Below are 22,741 nucleotides of genomic sequence, written 5' to 3'. Positions count from 1 at the left end.
TTCTATCGCTTAACAACGGTGATACCTATGTCAAGTCTTGGAGGACAACCAATCTTTATTCTAAAAGAGGGTAGCCAGCGTACCCGCGGTCGTGACGCACAGTCGGGCAACATCGCAGCCGCAAAGGCCGTCGCAAGCGCTGTACGGACAACGCTTGGGCCCAAGGGCATGGACAAGATGCTCGTCGATACCATCGGCGACGTCGTCATCACGAACGATGGTGTGACCATCTTGAAAGAGATGGATATCGAGCACCCTGCCGCGAAGATGATGGTCGAGATCGCCAAGACCCAGGACGATGAGGTCGGCGACGGCACCACGACCGCCGTGGTGATCGCAGGCGAGCTCCTGAAGCGTGCAGAGGATCTCCTTGACCAAGACGTGCACCCCACGGTCATCGCCCACGGCTACCGGATGGCAGCCGACAGGGCTCAGGATATCCTCGACGAGATCGCCGTCGACGTCAAGCCCGACGACATGGCGATGCTCAAGAAGCTTGCCGACACCGCCATGACCGGCAAGGGCGCCGAGGCTGCAAAGGAGAAACTCACCGAGCTCGTCGTCAAGGCAATCACGATGGTCGCCGACGCCGACGGCAGCGTCGACACCGAGTTCGTGAAGGTCGAGAAGAAGGTCGGCGGATCCATCGAGGAGTCCGAGATCGTCGAGGGCATGATCATCGACAAGGAGCGCGTCCACCCTGCGATGCCCCGTGCCGTCAAGAGCGCGAAGATCCTGCTCCTGAACGCCGCCGTCGAGTTCAAGAAGACCGAGGTCGACGCCGAGATCAGCATCACGAGCCCCGACCAGCTCCAGATGTTCCTCGATGAAGAGGAGCGGATGATCAAGGGCATCGTCGACAAGATCATTGCAAGCGGTGCAAACGTCCTCTTCTGCCAGAAGGGCATCGACGACATTGCCCAGCACTATCTCGCCAAGGCCGGCATCTTTGCCGTCCGCCGTGTCAAGAAGAGCGACATGGAGAAACTCGCCCGCGCCACCGGTGCGGCCGTCGTCAGTTCCATCGACGCCATCTCCCCCGAGGAACTCGGTAAGGCGGGCAGCGTCGAGGAGAGGAAGGTCTCCGGCGAAGAGATGATCTTCGTCACCGAGTGCGAGAACCCGAAGGCGGTCTCGATCATCATCCGCGGCGGCACCGAGCACGTCGTCGACGAACTCGACCGCGCCATCGAGGACGCGCTCCGGGTCGTCAGCGTTGCCGTCGAGGACAAGAAGTTCGTCGCCGGCGGCGGTGCGCCCGAGATCGAGCTCTCGCTCCGGCTCCGCGAGTACGCCGCAAGTGTCGGCGGCCGCGCCCAGCTCGCCATCGAAGCGTTTGCGAACGCGCTCGAGATCATCCCGAGGACGCTTGCCGAGAACGCGGGCCTCGACCCGATCGACATGCTCGTCGCCCTCCGCGCAGCCCACGAGAAGGGCGGCAAGAACGCAAAGTACATGGGACTTGACGTCTTCAACGCCGTATCGGGCGATATGCTCAAGGCCGGTGTCATCGAGCCCCTGCGGGTGAAGACCCAGGCAATCGCAAGCGCCGCCGAGGCAGCCGTCATGATCCTCCGGATCGACGATGTCATCGCCTCGTCCAAGTCCGCCGGCCCCTCTCCTGAGGAGATGGCTGCCATGGGCGGTGGCATGGGCGGCATGGGCGGCATGGGCATGCCCCCGATGTAAGATCACCATACCGTCCCACGATACGATCCAGGATCGCGATCCGGTCCCGGTATTCTTTTTTTTGCACCTTTCCCCCGTCGGGAACTGCACCCGCACCTCGCACCCCCGGTGCTCGAACTCCGTTCCCGAAACCCTTCCGGGTTTCTCCAGCTCCGATTCTGACGAACCGTCGTATCCTGAAGGAACATCGTTCTTCGGTGCTCCCACTCCCGAGCCCGGTCTGCAGGGGAGCGTTATCCTGCTCTCTGCGGCATCTCACGACGAAATGATCCGTTCAAATTCCTTCTTTCGCGTCAAAATCGTTCATACTATATAGTTACAGATATACCCTTCCTTGAGGAATTGATCCTGCCCCCCCCCGGAGGCATCGCATGAGGAGCGGAGTGTATACGTAAATGACGGCGAAGAGTCCCGTGCGACCGTCGCTTCCACTCATGCTCTATCTTTTGCTTGCGATTCTCCTCGCGACGGTCCCTGTCGTCTTCCTGCTCTCGGTTGTCGATTCGGCGGCGGTCCGGCAGGAACTGGAGGTGAATACCGAAGAGTCCCGGAACCAGACCGAGTCCGGCATCGTCCTCGCGGTAAACCTGGTGGATACCGGGTTGAAACTCTTCGACAGGACGTTGAACCAGGAGATGGAGGAAGGATTCGATCTGTTTATCGCCGAGTATGAGCGGGCGGGAAGGGATCCGGGAGAGATGGATCTCTCCCGCGTTAAGGAGGAACTCGGGGGCAGGATGGATCTCTATATTATCGACGAAGACGGCGTCATCGTCTATACCACTTACCCTCCTGACCTTGGTCTTGATTTCAGGCAAATTCCCGATTTTTACGGCAGGATAACTGGGATCCGGCTCGGAGATTCGTTTGCTGCCGACAGGGTCGTCTCCGGGATCTCGTCAGGGGAACTCCGGAAGTACGCGTATCGGCCTTCTCCGGATCACCGCTACCTCTTCGAACTCGGTCTTGCGAGTTCCGAGTTCCAGCAGTACCGCACAGCGCTGAAGTACCGGGAGACCGTCAGGGAACTTGTGGACGAAAACCCGGACGTTATCGAGATCCGGATCTTCGACTGCCTGGGGGAGATGATCACCGGCGAGGCGCATCCCGACGATGACCGGCGGTTGGAGTTCGTCCGCAAGGCTTACCGGGAGAAGGCCATGATCGAGGTGGAGAACGCCACTGCAGGCGAACTGACACGCTATGTCTTCGTCGATATGGCGGACCTCGATTACGCATCCGACATGAGCCTGGTCGTAGAACTGACCTATACCACGAGGAGGGCGGAGGCGGAACTTGCCGGAATGCTCGACCGGCATGGGGGTGTCCTGCTCATTGCGTTCTTCTGCGTCGGCTCTCTCTCGGCCCTCGCCGCGCACCACCTGACGCGGCCGATACGCATCCTTGTCGAGGACGTCGATGCCATCGCCCGCGGCGATCTGGAGCGTCCCGTGCGGGTGAGCGGGGACGAGGAGTTCGTACACCTCGCGGAGAGCGTCTCGGCGATGGTCGGATCCTTAACGGAAACTATCCAGAAGATCCGGGAGTCGGAGGAGGAGATCGTCCGGCACAGCCGTGTCCTCGAAGAACAGGTCCGGGAACGGACCGCTGCCCTCGAGGAGTCCAACCGGATGGCGACCCTCTACCTGGACATCATGGGGCACGATATCAAAAACGCAAACAACGTCGCAAACCTCTACGCCGACCTTCTCCACGCCGAACTCGAGGGAGAGCCCGAGGCCGAGGTGCTCGGGAAGGCGAGGAAGGGGCTTACGAAGAGTATTGAGATCGTCCACAACGTCAACACCATCCAGCGGGTTCAGGGTGGCGTGCCGTCGCTTTGCCCGATCAACCTTGATGCCGTTGTCAGGGCCGAGATTGAGCGTTCTTCCGTCCCAATAACCTATTCCGGCACCACGGTCATCGTCCTCGCCGACGACCTCCTCTCCGAAGTCTTTGCGAACCTCATCGGCAACGCGGCGAAGCACGCCGGGCCGGCGGTCGAGATCGTCGTCCGGGTCGAAGAGCACGGAGAGGAGGTACTGGTCGTTGTCGAGGATACCGGGTCGGGCATCCCGGACGCAGTAAAGGTCCGGCTCTTCGAGCGGCTGGTTCGGGGAACCCACGGCACGGCGGGGACGGGACTCGGTCTCTACATCTGCCGGATGCTCATCGAACGCTACGGCGGGAGGATATGGGCGGACGACCGGGTGGGGGGGTGCCCGGAGTGCGGCACCGCCATCCGGTTTACGCTCCGCAAGGCCACAGAGGAGGGCGATCCATGACGGCGGCCGGGGGCGGGAGACCGCTCCGATTCGGTACGCACCTGGTCCTCGTCATGATCGTGATCACGCTCCCGGTGATCGGGCTGATCTCGGCCCTGGATTACCGGCAGGTCGAGGAGGCCCTGATAGCCGAGGAGGATCGCCTCCGGGAGCAGACGGAGAGGAGCGCCGTCCAGTCGATACGTCTTATGGACGCGGGCCTGAACCTCTTCGACTGCACGCTCGATCACCGGATGCAGGAGGCGTTCATCCCGGTTCTGGCCGAATACAAGCGGGCGGGAGGAGATCCGGAAGAGATGGATCTCTCCCGCGTCAAGGAACTCCTCGGGGGGGAGACGGACGTCTACATCATCAACGACTCGGGTGTCATCGAGTATACCACCTACCCTCCGGACCTCGGCATCGATTTCCGTGAGGTTCCGTCTTTTTACAACCGGATAACGGAAATCCGGCTCGGCGACGCGTTCACGGCCGACCGGGTCATGGCGGAGCCGGCGAGCGGGCGGTTGCGAAAGTACGCCTACATGCCCTCCCCGGATCACCGCTACCTCTTCGAGCTCGGGCTCGTCTGCAGTTCCGTGGGGACCGACCGGTTCGATCTGAAATACCGGGCCCTCAAAGACGACCTGATGCGGTTGAACCCCGCGCTCGAAGGGATCCGGATCTTCGACTGTTACGGGAGATCCGTCAACGCGACCGAGTCGGAGAGCCCAACCGATCCCGCCGCCATCGATTTCGTTGCCCGTGCGGTCTATGAAGAGAAACGGGACCGGACAATAACGGATCCGGTAGCGGGACAGATCGTCCGGTACGTCCTTGTCGACCTCTCCGCTGCCGGATCCCCCTCGGACGCGAGCCGGGTCGTCGAGTTGACCTACAGCACCGCCCCTCTCGATACCCGGCTTGCCGAGATGCGTCTCACTCACGTTCTCCTCGCGTTCTTCGCAAGTCTCGCCGCCTGCTGCATCGCGGTCCCGGTTTCGCGGCAGATAACACGCCCGGTACGGGAGATCGTCGACGACGTCAACACCATAGCCCGGGGGGATCTCGATCACCGGATCCGGGTATCCGCGGGAACGGAGTTCACCCGTCTCCAAGGAAGCATCGATGCCATGGTCGACGCTCTTAAAGAGAATATCCGGCGCCTTCACGCTTCGGAGGAGACGGCACGAGGGTACAGCACCCGGCTTGAAGATCAGGTCCGGGAACGGACCGCCGACCTCGAGGAATCGAACCGGGCGGCAACCCTCTTTCTGGATATCATGGTCCACGACATCAACAATGCAAACGCCGTCGCTATCGGGTATACCCGGCACCTCGTCGATGCGCTTGAAGGAGAACGGCGGGGGATGGCCGAGAAGATGCTCTCCCGGCTCGAACAGAGTTCCGCGATCATCGGGGGCATCGCCACTCTCCGGGAGGCCCTGGAGAGCGGGAACGCGTTGACGCGGGTGGATCTCGACCGGGTGATCCGCACGGAGATGGCGAACCATCCCGCGATCCGGATCCGGTATGAGGGGCACCCGATTGCAGTCCTCGCCGACGACCTGCTCTCCGAGGTCTTTGCGAACCTCATCGGCAACGCGGTGAAGTTCGGCGGGCCGGCGGTCGAGATCGCTGTCCGGGTCGAAGAGCGCGGGAAGGAGATGCTGGTCTCGGTCGAGGATACCGGGCCGGGTATCCCCGATGCGGTGAAGAGCGAACTCTTCCGCCGCTTCCGGAGAGGGGAAGGCCCGCTTACGGGGGCAGGTCTCGGGCTCTACATCTGCCGGATGCTTATTACGCGGTACGGCGGGAGTATATGGGTGGACGACCGGGTGGAAGGGCGGCCGGAGGAGGGAGCGGCCGTCCGGTTCACGCTCCGGAAGGTGCCGGGGGAATAACGATCGCTCGCACCCTGTCTGCTCCCCCGAGACCCTATCCTGATCGCGAAGGTTAAGGTAGAGAGACAGCCACTAGTGCCCGTTAAGATGGGAACATCCTGTTCAGCGGAGCGGGCACGATCCGGTACAGATGGTACGGCCGGGGTGTATCCGCCGGCCAGTCGAGCGCGCGTCCCGTCCCTGCATGACCGTGGCTTATGAAGAACGACCGCACACCTGTTTCGGAAGGCTGGCCGTTTACGCCTACTCTTGTCGTAGCCATCCTGCTCATCGTCATCCCCGCCATCGCCCTCCTCGCGGCCCACGACTACGTTCTGGCGGAAGAGAGGATGACCTCCGACCTCGCCACCCTCCAGAGCGTCACCGAAAAGAGCGTCAGGGAATCGATCGTGGATGTGGATACCGGCCTCAAACTCTTTGACGATTCCCTCAACCTGCGGTTGCAGAGGGGGTTTTTGCTCTTTCTTGAGGAGTATGAGCGGGCGGGAGGGGATCCGTCGCAGATGAACCTCCCGGCGCTCAAAGACGAGCTCGGGGGAGATATGGATCTTTATGTCGTCAACTCGTCGGGAGTCGTCGAGTACACCACCTATCCTCCCGATCGAGGCCTCGATTTCAGGAACGTCCCGGGTTTTTATGACGAGCTCACCCGGATGCGTCTTGGAGACGAGTTCTCCCCCGACCGCGTGGTGTACGAGCCCGCAACCGGGCAGGTCCGGAAGTATGCGTATATGCCCACGCCGGATCACCGCTACCTTCTCGAACTCGGGCTCGCGCCGGATGCGTTCATGGAGGAGCGGAACCGTCTGCGCTCGCAGGAGAGCACGCAGGAGTTCGTTGCCATGAACCCGTATCTCGATTCGATCCGCGTATACGATATCTTCGGCAACCCCGTCGGGATGCCGGACGGCTCTGTCGATGCCCGGACACGGGAGTTCGTCACCGGGACGGTCATCCCCGGCCGAACTGATTACGCGGTGCAGGATGAGCACGGAAGGCGGATCCAGTATCTCTTCATCGACCTGAAAGACCCGGATTACCCGTCCGACCCGAGCGTCGTCGTCGAACTGACCTATGATACGGGACTCATACAGAGCCAGCTCGACCAGTTGCTCTACTCCCGCGCCGTCGTTGCAATCCTTGCAATCGTTCTCTCGAGCGCGGTCATCTTCCTTGTAGCGCGCCGCCTCACGCGCCCCCTCGAGGAGATCATCGACGACGTCGACGTCATCGCGCAGGGAGACCTCAACCATACGATCCGTGTCTCGGCAACCCGCGAGGTGATGAAACTCGAGCGGAGCATCAACACGATGGTCGCGGCTCTCCAAGCGGGGATGAAGAGCCTCAGGGAATCGGAAGAGACGATCAGGGAGTACAGCGGGCACCTGGAGGAGCAGGTTGCAGCACGCACGGCGGAACTGCAGGAGTCGACCGAGCGGGCGAACCTTTACCTGGACATCATGACGCACGACATCAAAAATACCATCAGTACCGCCACGCTTTACACCGATCTCCTCACGGAAGAACTCGAGGGCGAGCAGCGGAATTATACTGAAAAGGTGCAGAAAAGCCTCAAAAAGAGTGTCGAGATCATCAGAAACGTCAACACCATCAGGCAGATCCGGGAAGAGGCTGCCGTCCTCGGCCCGGTTGCTCTCGATCCCGTTATCCGGGCGGAGATCGAGCACTTTCCCGATGTGCGGATCACCTACGCGGGGACAACCGCCCGGGTGCTCGCCGACGATCTCCTCTCCGAGGTCTTCACGAACCTCATCGGCAACGCGGTGAAGTTCGGCGGGCCCGCGGTCGAGATCGCCATCCGGGTCGAGGAGCACGGCGGAGACGTGTTGGTCTCGGTCGAGGACACCGGGCCGGGTATCCCCGACGAGATGAAGGAACGCCTGTTCACCCGTTTCGGCGGCGGGGGAGTTGAAAAGAGCGGTCGGGGCCTCGGTCTCTATATCTGCCGGATGCTTATTGAGCGCTACGGTGGGAGGATATGGGCGGAGGACCGGGTGGAGGGGGAGCCGGAGGAGGGAGCGGCCGTCCGGTTCACCCTCCGGAAGGCCGGGTGACCTTACTCAACGATCTCCTGAACCCGCCCGACCTGCCCGTCGCGGAGCCGGACCTTGATCCCGTGGGGATGAAACGATGAGTTCGTCAGGATCTCGGCGACGACGCCCCGGGTGCGCTTCCCCGTCCGCTGGTCGCGTTTGAGCACGATATCCACCGTCATCCCGGGTTTGATGGCGGCCCTGTTCCGTCCGTTCATGACAAAAATTGAGGGGCGATCACTCTTCCCCATCGCCTTCTTCCGCTTTGTCCCCGTTCTGCCCGGGGACGGCGGTCTTCATCTGCGGGAAGAGGAGGACCTCCTTGATCGAGTCCTTGCCGGTGAGGAGCATCACCAGCCGGTCGATCCCGATCCCGACGCCGCCCGTCGGAGGCATCCCGTAGCCGAGCGCGTTGATGAAGTCGTAGTCGATCATCTGCGCCTCGAGGTCGCCCTTCCGGCGTTTCGCGTCCTGCTGTTCGAGCCGGGCTTTCTGGTCGAGGGGGTCGTTTAACTCCGAGAAGCCGTTCGCCATCTCCATCCCGGCGATGAAGAGCTCGAACCGCTCCGTCAGCCCTTCTTTTGAGCGGTGCTTCTTTGCGAGCGGCGAGTTCTCGATCGGGAAGTCGTAGATGAATGTCGGCTGGATGAGGTGCTTCTCGCCGAAGTGCTCGAAGAAGAGCACCAGGTACTCGCCCCGGGTCGCGGCGCTCTCGCAGCCCTCGACGCAGTGCTCGAGGCCGAAGGCGTGGAGTTCTTCGAGGCTCATGGCCGGGAAGTCAATCCCGGCGTACTCCCGCACCGCCTCCTCCATCGTGAGGCGGCGCCAGGGGCGGGAGAAGTCCAGGTCGTGCCCGGCGAACGAGCAGACGGTCGTCCCGAGCACCTTCTCCGCGAGGTGGGAGAGGATCTCCTCGGTGAGGTTCATCATGTCGTTGTAGTCGCGGTAGGCCTCGTAGACCTCTACCATCGTGAACTCGGGGTTGTGGTTGGTGTCGATATCTTCGTTCCTGAAGTTCTTCGCGATCTCGAAGACCTTATCGAACCCGCCGACGACCAGGCGTTTGAGGTAGAGTTCCGGCGCTATCCTGAGGTAGAGTTTCTGGTCGAGGGCGTTGTGGTGGGTGGTGAACGGCCGGGCGTTCGCGCCGCCGTAGATCGGCTGCAGGGTGGGCGTCTCGAACTCCAGGTAGTCCCGCTCGAAGAGGAACTGTCGCAGGAGGGAGATGATCCTGCTCCGCGCCCTGAAGGTCTCGCGGCTCTCCTCGTTCATGATCAGGTCGAGGTAGCGCTGCCGATAGCGGGTCTCAACGTTCTTGAGCCCGTGGAACTTCTCGGGAAGCGGGCAGACCGATTTCGTAAGGAGTTCGAACCGGTCGACCCAGACGGTGATCTCGCCCATTTTCGTCCGGAAGACGTGGCCGACGACGCCGACGATGTCGCCGGCGTCGACGTACTGCTTGAAGAGGTCGAACTGCTCCTCGCCGAGGTCGTTCTTCCGCAGATACAGCTGGATCCGGCCTTCGGAGTCGCCGATATCGGCGAAGATCGTCTTGCCGTGCTGGCGGACGACGTAGACCCGCCCCGCGGTGCTGACCTCCTCCTCGCTCTTATCGTGCTCGATCGCGGAGAACCGCTCCTTGATCTCCTCGACGGTATCCCTGCGGTCGAAGGTGTAGGGGTAGACCGTCACCCCGCGCTCGCGCAGTTCCTGTAACTTATCGATCTTTGCCGTGTCAAAACAGGTGTGATCCATATCGCTCATTGTGTAAATCGCTCCATTCTTCCTGCAGCCCGGAACCCGGCCGGAAATCCGGGTCAGGCGCCGCTCCGGCGAGACCGGGCGGTGAAGTCGCCGGGAAATTCTATATAGTGTTCATCTCTGGGGGTATTAAATTGGCGACGCTCCGTGAGGAGCGGAGCCCGAGCACCGCAGGTGCGAGTGGTCGACTGGCCGAAGGGTGCGACTGCCGGAACGGCAGGAGCTTGAGAAGACGCGGAAGCGTCTTCGAGCAGGAGCCGAAGCACCGTAAGGCGCGAGTGGCGACGAACGACGGGCGGGGGTGGAGTGCGATGCTCCGCAGGAGCGGAGCAAGAGCACCAGAGGTGCGACTACGAGCGGCCGGAGTTTGAGCACCATCTGGTGGGAGGAGCGTAGTGCGACTGGCCGCAGGGCCAGATCCGTGCAGGAGAGACAGCGCGCCCAGGAGCAGCAGCGCAAGGGAGAGAATGGCGATCTGCTTCACGTAATTGCTCCCGCCGGTTGCAGGTACGGCTTGCGCCTGCCTTCCCGCTTTTTGGTTCATTTTGCTTCCCTCCTATGGTGGTTTCATGATCGTTCCGACAACCTGCATTTTCCCGGATCGCCCTCCCCTACGCTTTCACATCACCCTGTTCCATGAGAGAGGGGAGAGGGGCGCCGGTTCTGCTTCGGTCACTCCCATTCAGTCACATCCCCGTATGAGGGATAGAGGTAGAAGATCGTCTTATCGTCATAGGCCATCATCACCCTCTCGTTGTGATGATCGACGACCACAAACAGGCCCATGTATGGATTTACCGCCTGGTGATAGTCCTCCTCTTCAGGGAAGGGGTCCGATGTCCATGGGTGTCCCCTCCAGATCGTGGCGCTGCAGCGCCCTCTGCCGGTCTGCCTCTCCCGTTCGTCCACTTCGATGAAGAACGATAGTGACAGTTCGTCGCTCCGGAACTCCACATCGATGTGCTCCCGGTTCGGGTCCTCCTCCTCAAAGCCCGTCCGGATCGAAGTGATCTTCCAGCCCCCCTCAAGCAGAATCCCGGCCCGCGGGTCGGCAAGGACGATCTCGATCACCTCTGTCGCGTTGACATCGAACGTTCTCACCGGGATCTCGGAAGTATTGATCGGGATTAAGATGTTCCCCCGCTCGTAGTGAAGGATCGGGGTCGACGCGGCAGTTTTCGTGGTGTTCGTCTCCGGAAAGTCGATGCAACCGGCCCCGAACGCCAGAAGCAGCAGCACAAGGGAGAGAATGAAGACCTGCTTCATCCTGACACCTCCACCCTTTCATACCACTCTCTCCCGTATGAGGGGTAGAGGTAGAAGATCGTCGTATCGTTGTAGACCATCGTCACCCGATCGTTGTGGTGATCGAAGACATAGGTGTGGTAGAATGTCCGGTTCTGGTGGTAGTCTTCAGGATAGGGGCCTGCAAACGGCCCCCCAAGCCAGCGTGGGACGTTGCAGCGTCCCCAGCCGGTCTGCCCCTCCTGTTCGTCCACTTCAATGAAGAACGACGGTGACGGCTCGTCGCTTCGGAACTCTACGTCGACATGCGTCCTCAAGTCGTAATCAAAGCCTGTCCGGACCGAGGCGATCTTCCACCCGCCCTCAAGCAGAGCCCCGGCCCGCTGGTCGGCAAGAACGATCTCGATCACCTCCGTGACGTTGACATCAAACCTTCTCACCGGGATCTCGGAAGTGTTGATCGGGATCGAGACATCCCCCTGCTCGTAGTGGAGGACCGGGGCGGGGGTGACGTTCTCCGTTGCATTCATCTCCGGGGAGCCGATGCATCCGGCCCCGAACGCCAGGAGCAGCAGCGCAAGGGAGAGAATGAAGATTCGCTTCATCCTGACGCCTCCACGCTTTCATACCACTCTCTCCCGTATGAGGGGTAGAGATAGATGATTGTCGCGCCCCTCTGTCCATTCCGGAACATTACAATGCCCCCAGATGGCGCGTGTCGCCTGTTTTCCCTACGGTTTCGTACCACTGTGTCCCGTACGATGGGTAGAGGTAGATGATCGTCGTTCCATTATAGACCATTGCCACCCTGTCGTTGTGGTGATCGTAAACATACCACCAGTTTGTGCCATCTCTCACCGCCTCGTCTTTGTGGTAGTCCTCGGGACGTGGACCTGCAAACGGCCCCCCGCGCCAGCGTGGGACGTTGCAGAAACCTCTTCCCGTGTGCCCCTCCTGGTCGTCCACTTCGATGAAGAACGACGGTGACGGTTCATCGCGTCGGAACTCTACGTCGACATATGTCCTGGTCGGGTCGACCGAGTAGAACCCCTCAAAGTTCGTCCGAACCGAAGTTATCTTCCACCCGCCCTCAAGCAGGGCCCCGGCCCGCGGGTCGGCGAGGAGGATCTCGATAACCTCCGTGACATTGGCGTCGAATCCCCGCACTGGAATCTCGGAGACGTTGATCGGGATCAAGACGTCCCCCCGCTCGTAGTGGAGGACCGGGGCGGGTGTGACGTTTCCCGTTGCATTCTGCTCCGGGAAGTCGATGCAGCCCGCCCCGAACGCCAGGAGCAGCAGCGCAAGGGAAAGGAGAGGTATGGCTTGCGCCTGCCGGCAACATAGCCCGGAGCAGAGGGGGCGCCTTCCTGTATTTTTGTCCATCTTGTTTTCCTCCTACGGTGATTTTATCCGCAGTTCTTCTGATCGCGCTTTCCTACGCATTTATGCCGTTCTGCCCGTATGACGATGGTTGAGGTGCGCCGGTTTCGCTTCGATCAGGATCCCATACATTCGCATCCCCGTATGACGGGTAGAGGTAGAAGATCGTCGTTTTGTTATAGACCATCACGATCCGCTCGTTCTGACAATCGATGACGGCGAACTGGTCCGTTTTCGGAAGGTAGTAGTTTTGGTAGTAGTCTTCAGGCCGCGGTTCTTTGGAATCGGGCCATGGGCGTCCCCCCCAGACTATGGGGCTACAGCGCCCCCTCGTGGCACGTTCCTCCCGTTCGTCCACTTCGATGAAGAACGACAGCGAAAGTTCATCGTTCCTGAACTCTGCGTCGATGTGCTCCCTGTTCGGGTCCTCCTCCTCAAAGCCCGCCCGGATCGAAGCGATCTTCCAGCCGCCCTCAAGCAGGATCCCGGCCCGCTGGTCGGCGAGGACGATCCCGATCACCTCTGTTGCGTTGACATCGAACGTTCTCACCGGGATCTCGGAGACGTTGATGGGGATCGAGGTGTTTCCCTGCTCGTAGTGGAGGACCTGTGCGGGGGTGGCGTTTTCCGGTGTGCTGGTGCACCCGGCCCCGAATGCCAGGAGCAGCAGCGCAACAAGGAGAACGGGGTTCTGTCTCATCCGGCTCTCTCCGCGGGTATGGAGTCGTGCCCGTGAGGGGTTCTGGCCGGTCTCCGCCTGCCGGTGGTACCCGATCCGGGCAGGGACGGCTGTCGGAGGCTGTACGTCATGATTGAGACTCGGCGTCCCTCTATAAACGATTTCTGTCTCACGCGTCTACACGTTGAGACTGCCGGGTAGAATCCTTACCTGAAATCTACCGTAACAGGCTGCTAGTCGGGATCGCGCAGCATGGTAATGTTTCACAGTTCCGGATCGTCCCAGGCCTGTATGACGGCTCTCCGGCCTGGTTGTGCCGTGCCCGATCACATCCCTGCCGCTCACGTACAGGACGCGAGCGATCTTGCGCCCCGGAGCGAGGAACTCCGGAGCATAAGCCCTTCCAGTGCAGCGGCGTGATCGGGGAGAACGGCCGGCCCATAGACCCCGTAGTAAACGATGAAGTAATCGTCGTGTTCCGGGGATAGCGGCTTTTCAACGACGCCGAAGTAACCGGACGATGTTTCGCTCTCGTATTTCGTCACGGTGATGGGGCTAACGATCGGTGCGTCCGGCGATCTATCCGGTTCTCCCGGGAGGATCAACCCGGCGGAGGCGACGTTCCCGGACGACCGAAGGTCACTGCAGAGGTTCCCTTCCGCCCGCGCGAGATCCGCGTCATCGTCGAAGTACCAGTTGACGACCAGATACCGGTCGCCCGACCCGGTGTCGAGATACACGGCGTGGCTGCAGTACGGGGAGCAATCCGGAAACGGGGGCGGACACCCCTCTTCAACGTCCCCGATCAGAATGACATCTCTATCGATTGTTCTGTTCACGACGACCGACCCGTTCTCTGCATACCCATACCCGGGCCGGGGGATATACCATTTTTGCAGGGCCCCGGGGGGAGGATGCCCGGGACCGATCGTGAGAAGATCGAGGAGCAAAAGGGCGCCGAAAGCACCGACGGCTATTAGGAGGAGAACGAGTGCGACCCTGCTGGTTCTCTCATTTTGAAGGAATCTCATGCAGATCATCCGTCCGTCGTTCGGGGCGCCAACCGGGAGTGGGTATCCCTGCACGTGTCGGGCAGGATGCCGGTTCCGGTACCCGCGCTGGAGAGCTCAACGTTCTTCTATATCCCTTTTCTGTGACAATCATCTACACGTCAGACCCGTGCCGGACCACCCCCCCGAAGACCGGCCTCTATAAGCACGAAAACAGTGCCGCGCCGTCTGGTGAGATCCGTAGCCGAACGGCCGGCACCGCTCCTCTCCCCCTCTCGGACCGATTCCGGGCCGGGGTAAGACAATTCCCGGCGCCAAAACACAATGCATAAGAAGGTTATACGAGTTATCCTCAATAGTGTGGGCATGGTACAGGATGCGGGGGGAGAGGCGGCGATAGAGGAACTTGCCGCCGTCATCGGCGAATGCCGGAAATGCCTCCTCTGGGAGAACACTCACCATGCAGTCCCGGGAGAAGGGAACCCCCGGGCCGACCTCATGCTCATCGGCGAAGCGCCGGGGAAACAGGAAGACCTCACCGGGAGGCCGTTTGTCGGTCGGGCGGGAAAACTCCTCGAAGGCCTCCTATCGGGTATCGGCTTATCGCGCGACGACGTCTTCATCGCGAACATCGTCAAGCACCGGCCGCCCGGGAACCGCGACCCCGGTGAAGAGGAGATCCGGGCCTGCACCCCGTACCTCGAGGAGCAGATCCGGATCATCGGGCCGAAGGTGATCGTGATGCTCGGCCGGCACTCGAGCAGGTATATCCTCTCCTTCCTGCCGGTCGAGTTCGACCGGATCACGGAGATCCGGGGGACGGTCTACCCCGGCCTCCTCTTCGGCCATCCGGTCCGCCTCATCCCCACCCTCCACCCTGCCGCCGCGCTCTACAACCCCCGATACCGGGAGTCCCTGGAAGAGGATTTCCTGATCATCGGGCGCGAACTCGCGGAGGCCGGAGACTTCACGACACAGGATTGAAGGAATCATGGTAAAAGAGCGTTCATGCGGGGCAGTCGTCGTCCGACGGGATGCGGATCTCCAGTACCTCATCCTGCAGTACGGGGCTGGCCACTGGGATCTGGTGAAGGGGCACGGCATACGTGGCGAGAGCGAGGAGGAGACGGTGCTTCGCGAACTCGAGGAGGAGACCGGGATCACCCGCGCAGAGTTCGTTCCAGGGTTCCGCGAGGAGGTTCACTACTTCTTCCAGCGTCGGGCGCATACGGTCTACAAGGAGGTTGTCTACTACCTCATCGAGACCCCGGTGGAGGAGGTGACGATCTCGGACGAGCACATCGACTACCGGTGGCTCCCCTACGACGAGGCGCTGCAGACGATCACCTTCGCGAACTCAAGAAGAGTCGTCGAGGGGGCGCACGAGCACCTGAAGGCGTTTTCGAACCAAAAGAGCGCGTGATCGAAAGAACCTGTCCCGCTCATCGCTACAATTTTCTCTCCTCCGGGAGTTCGCTCACCTCCTTCCCGAGGAAGTAACTCACGACCGTCCTGATCGCGACGAGCGCCCCGAGGATGGCCAGGTCCTGGGGCGTCGGTTCGAGGATCGTCTTGATGACGTCGGCGGCAACGAAGAACTCGAGACCGATCAGGATGCGCGTGGTGAAGACCCACCGGATGTCGCGGTAACTGATCGCTCTGATGCGCATCTCCCGCATCAGGAGTTCGACGATCGCGATCGCTGCTCCGTAGACGATGAAGAGCGCCCCGAATATCCCAAGGACCGTCGCGGTGATCCCGACGAACGTCTCGAGCACCATATGCCCCCGGCCGGGCATATCGGCGACGGGGGGCTTATACGTTACTGGGCCCGGGCTCTCAGGCGCTCTCCGGTTCCAGGGGCACGACGAAGCGGTATCCGTTGTACCGCTCGACCGTCACGGGGACGCCGTAAACCGCCTCGATGATCTCCGGCGTCACCACGTCGGGGCCCCCCGCGGCATGGATGATGCCGTCCTTTAAGAGAATGAACCGGTCGGCGTAGCGAAGCGCCATGTTCAGGTCGTGCATCGTCATCACCGCGGCGACGTCGTGCTCCGTCGTCACGTGCCGGACGATCCCGAGGATCTCGAGCTGGTTCTTGAGGTCGAGGCTGCTCGTCGGTTCGTCGAGGAGGAGCACCCGGGGCTCCTGCACAAGCGCTCTCGCGATGCTCACCTTCTGGAGCTCCCCGCCGCTCATCTCGTCGATGTAGCGCAGCTTCAGGTCCTCGAGGTGGAGCATCCGGACTGCTGCCTCGACGATCCGTATGTCCTTGTCCGTCACGTCCCACCCGATATGCGGCCGGCGGCCGAGGAGGACGGCGTCGAAGACGGTCAACCGGGCCGCCTCGCACCGTTGCGGGACGTAGCCGACCTTCCGTGCGATCTCCATCCTGTCCGCGGTGAGGAGGTCGGCCCCCTCGATGAGGACGGACCCGGCCTTCGGCCGCAGGATGGTGTTCATGCACTTCAAGAGCGTCGTCTTCCCGACACCGTTCGGCCCCAGGATCGCGAGAGTCTGGTGCGGTCGAAGGTCGAACGTGATATCCCGGATGACCGAAGCGCTCCGGTAATTGAACGCCACGCCGTCGACGTCGAGGATCATCGCCGGTACCCCCTAAGCAGCAGGTAGATGAAGACCGGTGCGCCTAAAAATGCCGTGAGCACGGCAACCGGGAGGATGTAGGGAGCCACGATGACCCGGGCGACCGTGTCCGAGGCGAGAAGGAGGATTCCGCCCATCACGCAGGAGCCCGGGATCAGGAAGCGCTGGTCGTCGCCGATGAGCCTCCTCACCATATGCGGGCAGACGAGCCCCACGAAGCCGATGACCCCGAGGAACGAGACGATCACGGCGGATACGAGCGCCGCGACGACCATCCCGATATCCCGGACTGCCTCGACGCTGACGCCGAGGCCCTTCGCGGTCTCGTCGCCGGCGTCGATCGCGTTGTAGTTCCAGCGGTTCGCGATGAAGTAGAGCGAGGCCGCTATGGTCACGAAGGCCATGATCCCGAGTTCCTGCCAGCTGGCCCGGCCGACGTCGCCGAACGTCCAGAAGACGACGGCGGCGAGCTGGGTGTCGTCGGCGAAGTACTGGAGAAACATCGTCCCCGCCGTGAAGAGCGAAGAGAGGGCGACGCCGGCGAGCACCATCACCTCGGGAGACGCCCCGCGTAGCCGGGAGATGAGCAGGATCACGGCTGTCGCAAGGAGGCAGAAGATGAACGCCATCAGCGTCGTCACGTAGGGGTTGTTTATGGTGACGGCGTCGGCGACTGAGGAGTGCATCTGCCCGGTGCCGAGGACGATGACCGAGACGGCCGCCCCGAAGGCGCCGGCGTTCGAGATGCCGAGCGTGAACGGCGATCCGAGCGGGTTACGAAGGATCGACTGCATGGCGACCCCGGCCACCGAGAGCCCCACCCCGGCGACGATCGCGGCAAGCGCCTGCGGGAGGCGGATGTTCCAGACGATCCGGTCGGTGCTGGTGGGGTTGAGGACGGTGCCGGGATTGAGAAGAAGGTGTATCCGGTCGACGATACCGTTCACGATAGAGAGAAAAACCTCGTACGGGGGGATGCTCACCGCGCCGACCGATATGGATACGATCAGGAGGAGGAAGAGGAGGACCACTCCACCGAGTATCCAGAGGTGCTTTCGGCGCACGTAGCCCATGTAGTCGGCGGGGATGGCCCCGTCTGCAAAGTGCATCTCGTCATATCCTCCTGATCGAGCCCGGCATCAGAGCGGGATCTCCCTAAACCCAAGGTTCCGGTACTCGTTGTTGTGATCGTCGAAGACCGGTTTTCCGATGAAGAAGGTGTGGATCTCGTCCGCCTTCTCCTCGGGGTCGATGTCGGCGAACCGGTCGGGGTAGAGGGTCTTGCCGATGAAGTAGGCGTCGGCAAGGATGGTCTCGTAGTTCACGCTGTAGAAGTTGTACGGGAGAACACCGTAGACCCGGCCTTCCTTCGCGGCGGAGAGCCCCCGGAGCGCGGGGTCGTTCTTCAGTTCGCCGATCGCGCCGTCGCTCTCCATCTGGATGGTGCCGAGGTCGATGAAGATGTACTCCGGATCCCAGTCGACGAGGGCCTCTTTCGCGACGTCGGCGTGGGCGGTGCCGAGTCCGGCCGCGGCGTTCTTTGCGTTGACCCAGTGGAATGGTGGGTAGGCGGGTTCTGTGGAGATAATGCCGTGGGCGCCCGCCGAGGAGACGCCGCCGATGTAGGCTGTCTTCCGTTCCACCTCGGGGATGTCGGCGGTTCTGCTCTCGAGGTCGGCGATCGTCGCCTCGATGTAGGCGATCACCTCTTCGGCGCGGTCCTGCTTATCGAGAACCCCGCCCATCGTGCGGAGTCCGGCATACATCTCGGCTTTTTCGGCGTCGCTCCGGAGCGAGCCGTAGGGGAACGCCACGACCGGGATGCCGGTCTTTTCCTGAAGCTTGTCGGCCTCGGGGCCGCTGGTGCTGTACGCCGTTCCGGTGGAACCGGTCTTGAAGATGACCTGTGGGCCTATCCCGAGGATCTTCTCGGGGTCGTCCTTGCCCCGGAACTCACCGATCAGGGGGAGGTCTTTGAACTGTGACCCGTAAGCGAGGGCGTAAGGACGGCCTTCCATCACCTGATCTTTCTTCTCCTGGTCGTCGACACCTACGGCGAGGTCCTGGCTCTGCAGGTAGACGAGGTAGCGGAGGCATCCGGAACCCGAGCAGACGACGCTTTCCGGCGGCGACGGGACGGCGACCGACCGGCCGAACCCGTCGGTGATCGTGACGGTCTCGCCGGTGCCGCCCTGGACGGTCCCGGTGCCGGTGCATCCGGCGGCGAGCATGGCAAGAACGAGGGCCGCGAGCACCGCAGCCGCGAGGGCTCCTCTATATCGGAACGGTGGCATACTAATATCAGTAGTAGTAACATTGTGTATTATAGTTATCGAATCGTCACCTATCGGGTATGACTCAATTCTGATTCGTAATACCTGCGCTGATAATCGGCCGAACCGGTGCAACGCCCCCGGGTTCGGCAGACCCTCCCGTTCGCATGCCCGGAGCGTGAGAGAAGGAGCCCATGCCCGGGCTACATCGGCCGGGAAGGGAGAAGAAGTGGGGTCCTACCTGCTGCACGCATGATTCTCTTCCACTTCCGCGCCCCTGTCCCGGGTTACAACGGGATTTCCGCGAATCCGAGGTCCCTGTACTGGCTGTTCAGGTCGGAAAAGACCGGCTTCCCGATGAAGAAGGTGTAAATCTCGTCTGCCTTCTCCTCGGGGTCGATGTCGGCGAACCGCTCGGGGTAGAGGGTCCTGCCGATGAAGTAGGCGTCGGCGAGCACGGTCTCGTAGTTCGTGCTGTAGAAGTTGTACGGGAGGACGCCGTAGACCCGGCCTTCCTTCGCGGCGGAGAGCCCCTGGAGTGCAGGGTCGCTCTTCAGTTCCCCGATCGCCCCGTCGCTCTCCATCTGGATGGTGCCGACATCGACGAAGATGTACCCGGGGTTCCAGTCGACGAGGGCCTCTTTCGCGACGTCGGCGTGGGCGGTGCCGAGTCCGGCCGCGGCGTTCTTTGCGTTGACCCAGTGGAATGGTGGGTAGGCGGGTTCTGTGGAGATAATGCCGTGAGCGCCCGCCGAGGAGACGCCGCCGATGTAGGCTGTCTTCCGTTCCGCCTCGGGGATGTCGGCGGTCCGGGCTTTGAGGTCGGCGATCGTCGCCTCGATGTAGGCGATCACCTCTTCGGCGCGGTCCTGCTTATCGAGAACCCCGCCCATCGTGCGGAGTCCGGTGTACATCTCAGCCTTTTCGGCGTCGTTCCGGAGCGAGCCGTAGGGGAACGCCACGACGGGGATGCCGGTTCTCTCCTGGAGTTTATCTGCATCACCGGCACTGGTCGCGTATGCCGTTCCGGTGGAGCCGGTCTTGAAAACGACTTGCGGGCCTATCCCGAGGATCTTCTCGGGGTCGTCCTTGCCCCGGAACTCACCGATCAGGGGGAGATCTTTGAACTGTGATCCGTAGGCGAGGGAGTAGGGACGGCCTTCGATCGTCCGCTCTTCTTTCTCGATGTCGTCGACGCCGACGGCGAGGTCCTGGCTCTGGAGGTAGACGAGGTAGCGGAGGCATCCGGAGCCCGAGCAGACGACGCTCTCCGGGGGCGACGGGACGGCGACGGTCCGGCCGAACCCGTCGGTGACCGTGACGGTCTCGCCGGTGCCGCCCTGGACGGTCCCGGTGCCGGTGCACCCGGCGGCGAACATGGCGAGAACGAGGGCCGCGAGCACTGCGGCCGTGAACATTCCGGTGTATTTTGGCGAATACATACGATCAAAAAAGATAGTAGCACCCTTTATTATATCTTTCTAAATTTTGTTTATATGATGGGACTAAACTTACAGAAGTTGTACTGGTGCGGTTGCGACATCCACCGGGGTTCAAACTCCGTCTCCAGCCGCCCTCTGCCGCTTCATGGGGGCCGTCCCGCCACATGCCGGTTTTGCAGTTTGTTTGGTGGGAATCGGATTCACTCCTCCGGGGTGGATAATTATTATGGGCGGTCCGACCAACCCGTGCAACAGGGCACCGGTCATGCCTGGCAGGATCGGCCTACCGCGAGGAATACCCATGCCGGAGAGGATGTTAACCGAATCTGAGGGCTACCGCCTGCTCGAGTCGTGCGGGATACCGGTGCCGCCCAACCATCTGGCTACCAGCGCCGAGGATGCACGGGCAGCCGCCGGGCGGATTGGCTATCCCGTCGTCATGAAGGTCATCTCCCCCCAGATCGTCCACAAAAGCGACGTCGGCGGAGTCATCACCGGGATCGAGAGCCCCGATGGGGCCGAAGAGGCGTTTGGGACAATCATGCAAAACGCCGCCGCCCGTGCCCCGGAGGCGACGGTCGCCGGGATCATCGTGGAAAAGCAGATGCCCGCGGGGCTCGAGGTGCTGATCGGCGGAAAGACCGACCCGTCGTTCGGGAAGGTCATCACGTTCGGTCTCGGGGGGAAACTGGTGGAACTCCTCGAAGATGTCTCCATCCGGGTGCTACCCGTCACCGACAGCGAGATCCGTGCCATGATCCGCGAGATCGAGGGGTACCGGCTCATCCGGGGATACCGGGGTGAGTCCCCGAAGGACGAGGAGGCGCTCGTCCGCGTCATCGCCGCGATGGCACAGGCTTTCATCGAAGACCCCCGGATCCGGGAGTTCGACCTGAACCCCGTCATCGTCTACGAGAAAGGGGTCAGCGTCGTCGACGCGAGGATCATCGTCGGGGATACCGCCGGGGGCGCGCCCGCCCGCCTCAGGGTCCGGGCCCCCCCGGATCTCTTCTATCCGGCTTCGATCGCCGTGATCGGTGCCTCCGCAAGCCCGAACAAGGTGGGCTACTCAGTTCTGCGCAACCTCCTCTCGTTTCCCGGGAACCTCTATCCGGTCAACCCGTCCCGAACGGAACTCTTCGGGCGAAAGACCTACCCTTCCGTTACGGGCATCCCGGACCCGGTCGACTGGGCTGTCGTCGCCGTGCCCGCCCGTATCGTCCCGGAGGTGATGGAGGAGTGCGGGAAGAAAGGCATCCGTCTCGCGGTCATCGTCACCGCCGGGTTCCGCGAGATCGGCGGCGAAGGCACGGTTCTCGAAGAGAAGGTCACGGCGATCGCCCGAAGACACGGAATCCGGATCATCGGCCCGAACTGTCTCGGGATCATGATGCCTCATATGGGGATCAACGCCACGTTCGACCCCGTCTCGCCGAGGCCGGGAGACGTCGCCTTCATCTCCCAGAGCGGCGCGATCATCACCACCGTCGTCGACTGGAGCCTCCCTGAAGAGTTCGGGTTCTCGACCGTCATCAGCGTCGGCAACCAGGCGGATCTCGGGTTCGAGCACTTTCTCCGGTTCGCCGAGCAGGACGAAAAGACCCGGTCGGTCACCCTCTATGTCGAGGAGATCCAGGACGGGCGCGGGTTTATGCAGATCGTCGGTGAGGTCGCCAAAAGAAAGCCGGTGGTGGCGGTGAAGTCCGGGTCGTCCCGGAAGGGGCGGGCCGCGGCATCGTCCCACACCGGGTCGCTTGCCGGGAGTTACGACGTCTACGTCGCGGCGTTCAGGCAGGCGGGGGTGATAGTGGCCCGGAGCCTGCGGGACGCTTTCAACCTGGCCGAACTCCTGGCTTCCGAGGGCTACCCGAAGGGGAAGCGCGCGATCGCCGTCACCAGTGCGGGAGGGTTCGCCGTCCTTGCTTCCGACTACGCCGAGACCTACGGGGTCGATATGGTCGACCTCCCCGACGACGTGCTCCGCGAGTTGAACGCGTTCCTCCCGCCGTTCTGGAACCACGCAAACCCCATGGATATCCTCGGGGACGCCGACGCCACCCGGTTCGCCGCTCTCTTCGACGTGCTGATACGGCACCAGAACTTCTGGGACATCGTGTTCGTGATCGCCGTGCCGACCACGCTCGTCGATCCGGCGCACGTCGCGAACGAAATCGTCCGACTCTCCCGGAACACGGAGAAGATGGTGGTGGGCTGCATGCTCGGCGGCGACAGCATCAGGAGCGGGCTGCGCATCCTCCGGGGCTCCCGGATCCCGAACTTCGAAGAGCTCGAGGATGCGTTCAAGGCGGTGGGCAGTATCCTCGAGGTCGGGGCCGTCCGGCAGGAATGAGGAGTTCCGCTCCTCGTGAGCCGGCCGGCAGCGTCCGGTCTCTCCCCGTATCTCCCGGAAACATTTTATATGTCCGCCCC

Annotated in this window: 19 protein-coding genes; 7 read left to right on the top strand and 12 right to left on the bottom strand. The window is 62.0% G+C overall.

Annotated features, from left to right (window positions below; translation table 11 throughout):
* The first annotated feature begins 27 nt into the window (after window positions 1-27).
* From thsA to MEMAR_RS11560, 4 genes are all read left to right on the top strand, one after another.
* Window positions 28-1,689 carry a thermosome subunit alpha gene (thsA, locus tag MEMAR_RS11575; RefSeq protein WP_011845178.1) on the top strand — a complete coding sequence of 554 codons (1,662 nt, stop codon included), beginning with the start codon at window positions 28-30 and terminating at the stop codon, window positions 1,687-1,689.
* Between the two features lie 395 nt (window positions 1,690-2,084).
* Window positions 2,085-3,974, top strand: a complete 1,890-nt coding sequence (locus tag MEMAR_RS11570; RefSeq protein ID WP_011845177.1) for a sensor histidine kinase — start codon at window positions 2,085-2,087, stop codon at window positions 3,972-3,974.
* The gene (locus MEMAR_RS12550) at window positions 3,971-5,857 is read left to right on the top strand and encodes a sensor histidine kinase (protein WP_011845176.1); all 1,887 of its coding nucleotides are present in this window, start codon (window positions 3,971-3,973) and stop codon (window positions 5,855-5,857) included. The genes MEMAR_RS11570 and MEMAR_RS12550 overlap by 4 nt, the downstream gene beginning before the upstream one ends.
* Before the next feature lie 197 nt (window positions 5,858-6,054).
* Window positions 6,055-7,932, top strand: coding sequence for a sensor histidine kinase (locus MEMAR_RS11560; protein WP_011845175.1), 1,878 nt, complete (start codon window positions 6,055-6,057; stop codon window positions 7,930-7,932).
* 2 nt (window positions 7,933-7,934) lie between these two features.
* On the opposite strand, the gene MEMAR_RS11555 is transcribed toward MEMAR_RS11560, so the two are convergent.
* The 7 genes from MEMAR_RS11555 to MEMAR_RS11525 form a co-directional block, all read right to left on the bottom strand.
* Entirely contained in the window at window positions 7,935-8,129 is a 195-nt protein-coding gene (locus MEMAR_RS11555; protein WP_048063861.1) for a YwbE family protein, read from the bottom strand.
* A 19-nt stretch (window positions 8,130-8,148) separates the two neighbouring features.
* Entirely contained in the window at window positions 8,149-9,675 is a 1,527-nt protein-coding gene (gene lysS / locus MEMAR_RS11550; RefSeq protein WP_011845173.1) for a lysine--tRNA ligase, read from the bottom strand.
* A 669-nt stretch (window positions 9,676-10,344) separates the two neighbouring features.
* Window positions 10,345-10,938 carry a hypothetical protein gene (locus MEMAR_RS11545; RefSeq protein WP_011845171.1) on the bottom strand — a complete coding sequence of 198 codons (594 nt, stop codon included), beginning with the start codon at window positions 10,936-10,938 and terminating at the stop codon, window positions 10,345-10,347.
* A complete protein-coding gene (locus tag MEMAR_RS11540) occupies window positions 10,935-11,522 on the bottom strand; it encodes a hypothetical protein (protein WP_011845170.1) in 588 nt (195 codons plus the stop codon). Before MEMAR_RS11540 ends, MEMAR_RS11545 begins: the two co-directional genes overlap by 4 nt.
* A gap of 88 nt (window positions 11,523-11,610) precedes the next feature.
* Window positions 11,611-12,303 carry a hypothetical protein gene (locus MEMAR_RS11535; protein WP_011845169.1) on the bottom strand — a complete coding sequence of 231 codons (693 nt, stop codon included), beginning with the start codon at window positions 12,301-12,303 and terminating at the stop codon, window positions 11,611-11,613.
* 52 nt (window positions 12,304-12,355) lie between these two features.
* Entirely contained in the window at window positions 12,356-13,000 is a 645-nt protein-coding gene (locus tag MEMAR_RS11530) for a hypothetical protein (protein WP_011845168.1), read from the bottom strand.
* Window positions 13,001-13,320: 320 nt separating this feature from the next.
* Complete coding sequence (locus tag MEMAR_RS11525; RefSeq protein ID WP_143706408.1) at window positions 13,321-13,818, bottom strand: hypothetical protein; 498 nt, start codon at window positions 13,816-13,818, stop codon at window positions 13,321-13,323.
* 537 nt (window positions 13,819-14,355) lie between these two features.
* On the opposite strand from MEMAR_RS11525, the gene udg reads away from it, so the two are divergent.
* Together udg and MEMAR_RS11515 are read left to right on the top strand one after the other, a co-directional pair.
* Entirely contained in the window at window positions 14,356-14,973 is a 618-nt protein-coding gene (gene udg / locus MEMAR_RS11520) for a type-4 uracil-DNA glycosylase (protein ID WP_048063859.1), read from the top strand.
* Window positions 14,974-14,980: 7 nt separating this feature from the next.
* Entirely contained in the window at window positions 14,981-15,412 is a 432-nt protein-coding gene (locus MEMAR_RS11515; RefSeq protein ID WP_011845165.1) for a bis(5'-nucleosyl)-tetraphosphatase, read from the top strand.
* A gap of 25 nt (window positions 15,413-15,437) precedes the next feature.
* Here the strand turns inward: MEMAR_RS11515 and MEMAR_RS11510 are convergent, their stop codons facing one another.
* The 5 genes from MEMAR_RS11510 to MEMAR_RS11490 all read right to left on the bottom strand — a co-directional run bounded on the left by MEMAR_RS11510 (window position 15,438) and on the right by MEMAR_RS11490 (window position 20,311).
* On the bottom strand, window positions 15,438-15,770 hold the full coding sequence (locus MEMAR_RS11510) for a DUF1622 domain-containing protein (protein ID WP_011845164.1): 333 nt from the start codon (window positions 15,768-15,770) through the stop codon (window positions 15,438-15,440).
* A 58-nt stretch (window positions 15,771-15,828) separates the two neighbouring features.
* Window positions 15,829-16,596: an ABC transporter ATP-binding protein gene (locus MEMAR_RS11505; protein ID WP_011845163.1), complete on the bottom strand. Its 768-nt coding sequence runs from the start codon at window positions 16,594-16,596 to the stop codon at window positions 15,829-15,831.
* Window positions 16,593-17,705: a FecCD family ABC transporter permease gene (locus tag MEMAR_RS11500; RefSeq protein WP_011845162.1), complete on the bottom strand. Its 1,113-nt coding sequence runs from the start codon at window positions 17,703-17,705 to the stop codon at window positions 16,593-16,595. The genes MEMAR_RS11505 and MEMAR_RS11500 overlap by 4 nt, the downstream gene beginning before the upstream one ends.
* Before the next feature lie 30 nt (window positions 17,706-17,735).
* Window positions 17,736-18,890: an iron ABC transporter substrate-binding protein gene (locus MEMAR_RS11495; protein WP_011845161.1), complete on the bottom strand. Its 1,155-nt coding sequence runs from the start codon at window positions 18,888-18,890 to the stop codon at window positions 17,736-17,738.
* Between the two features lie 266 nt (window positions 18,891-19,156).
* A complete protein-coding gene (locus MEMAR_RS11490) occupies window positions 19,157-20,311 on the bottom strand; it encodes an iron ABC transporter substrate-binding protein (RefSeq protein WP_011845160.1) in 1,155 nt (384 codons plus the stop codon).
* Between the two features lie 301 nt (window positions 20,312-20,612).
* On the opposite strand from MEMAR_RS11490, the gene MEMAR_RS11485 reads away from it, so the two are divergent.
* The gene (locus MEMAR_RS11485; RefSeq protein ID WP_048063858.1) at window positions 20,613-22,661 is read left to right on the top strand and encodes an acetate--CoA ligase family protein; all 2,049 of its coding nucleotides are present in this window, start codon (window positions 20,613-20,615) and stop codon (window positions 22,659-22,661) included.
* Window positions 22,662-22,741 lie beyond the last annotated feature (80 nt).

The sequence above is a fragment of the Methanoculleus marisnigri JR1 genome, assembly GCF_000015825.1.
Classification (GTDB): Archaea; Halobacteriota; Methanomicrobia; order Methanomicrobiales; family Methanoculleaceae; genus Methanoculleus; species Methanoculleus marisnigri.
Note: the sequence above shows the minus strand (reverse complement) of the source record. Positions and strands in the feature narration are given on the sequence as shown.

Excerpts from the sequence above, each read along its gene's own strand:
- MEMAR_RS11505 (WP_011845163.1), bottom strand. The coding sequence starts at position 16,596 with ATGATCCTCGACGTCGACGGCGTGGCGTTCAATTACCGGAGCGCTTCG.
- MEMAR_RS11500 (WP_011845162.1), bottom strand. The coding sequence starts at position 17,705 with ATGCACTTTGCAGACGGGGCCATCCCCGCCGACTACATGGGCTACGTG.
- udg (WP_048063859.1), top strand. The coding sequence starts at position 14,356 with ATGGTACAGGATGCGGGGGGAGAGGCGGCGATAGAGGAACTTGCCGCC.
- MEMAR_RS11555 (WP_048063861.1), bottom strand. The coding sequence starts at position 8,129 with ATGAACGGACGGAACAGGGCCGCCATCAAACCCGGGATGACGGTGGAT.
- MEMAR_RS11530 (WP_011845168.1), bottom strand. The coding sequence starts at position 13,000 with ATGAGACAGAACCCCGTTCTCCTTGTTGCGCTGCTGCTCCTGGCATTC.
- MEMAR_RS11570 (WP_011845177.1), top strand. The coding sequence starts at position 2,085 with ATGACGGCGAAGAGTCCCGTGCGACCGTCGCTTCCACTCATGCTCTAT.
- MEMAR_RS11535 (WP_011845169.1), bottom strand. The coding sequence starts at position 12,303 with ATGGACAAAAATACAGGAAGGCGCCCCCTCTGCTCCGGGCTATGTTGC.
- MEMAR_RS11510 (WP_011845164.1), bottom strand. The coding sequence starts at position 15,770 with ATGGTGCTCGAGACGTTCGTCGGGATCACCGCGACGGTCCTTGGGATA.
- MEMAR_RS11545 (WP_011845171.1), bottom strand. The coding sequence starts at position 10,938 with ATGAAGCAGGTCTTCATTCTCTCCCTTGTGCTGCTGCTTCTGGCGTTC.
- MEMAR_RS11515 (WP_011845165.1), top strand. The coding sequence starts at position 14,981 with ATGGTAAAAGAGCGTTCATGCGGGGCAGTCGTCGTCCGACGGGATGCG.
- thsA (WP_011845178.1), top strand. The coding sequence starts at position 28 with ATGTCAAGTCTTGGAGGACAACCAATCTTTATTCTAAAAGAGGGTAGC.
- MEMAR_RS11485 (WP_048063858.1), top strand. The coding sequence starts at position 20,613 with ATGCCGGAGAGGATGTTAACCGAATCTGAGGGCTACCGCCTGCTCGAG.
- MEMAR_RS11495 (WP_011845161.1), bottom strand. The coding sequence starts at position 18,890 with ATGCCACCGTTCCGATATAGAGGAGCCCTCGCGGCTGCGGTGCTCGCG.
- MEMAR_RS11540 (WP_011845170.1), bottom strand. The coding sequence starts at position 11,522 with ATGAAGCGAATCTTCATTCTCTCCCTTGCGCTGCTGCTCCTGGCGTTC.
- lysS (WP_011845173.1), bottom strand. The coding sequence starts at position 9,675 with ATGAGCGATATGGATCACACCTGTTTTGACACGGCAAAGATCGATAAG.
- MEMAR_RS11560 (WP_011845175.1), top strand. The coding sequence starts at position 6,055 with ATGAAGAACGACCGCACACCTGTTTCGGAAGGCTGGCCGTTTACGCCT.
- MEMAR_RS12550 (WP_011845176.1), top strand. The coding sequence starts at position 3,971 with ATGACGGCGGCCGGGGGCGGGAGACCGCTCCGATTCGGTACGCACCTG.
- MEMAR_RS11490 (WP_011845160.1), bottom strand. The coding sequence starts at position 20,311 with ATGTATTCGCCAAAATACACCGGAATGTTCACGGCCGCAGTGCTCGCG.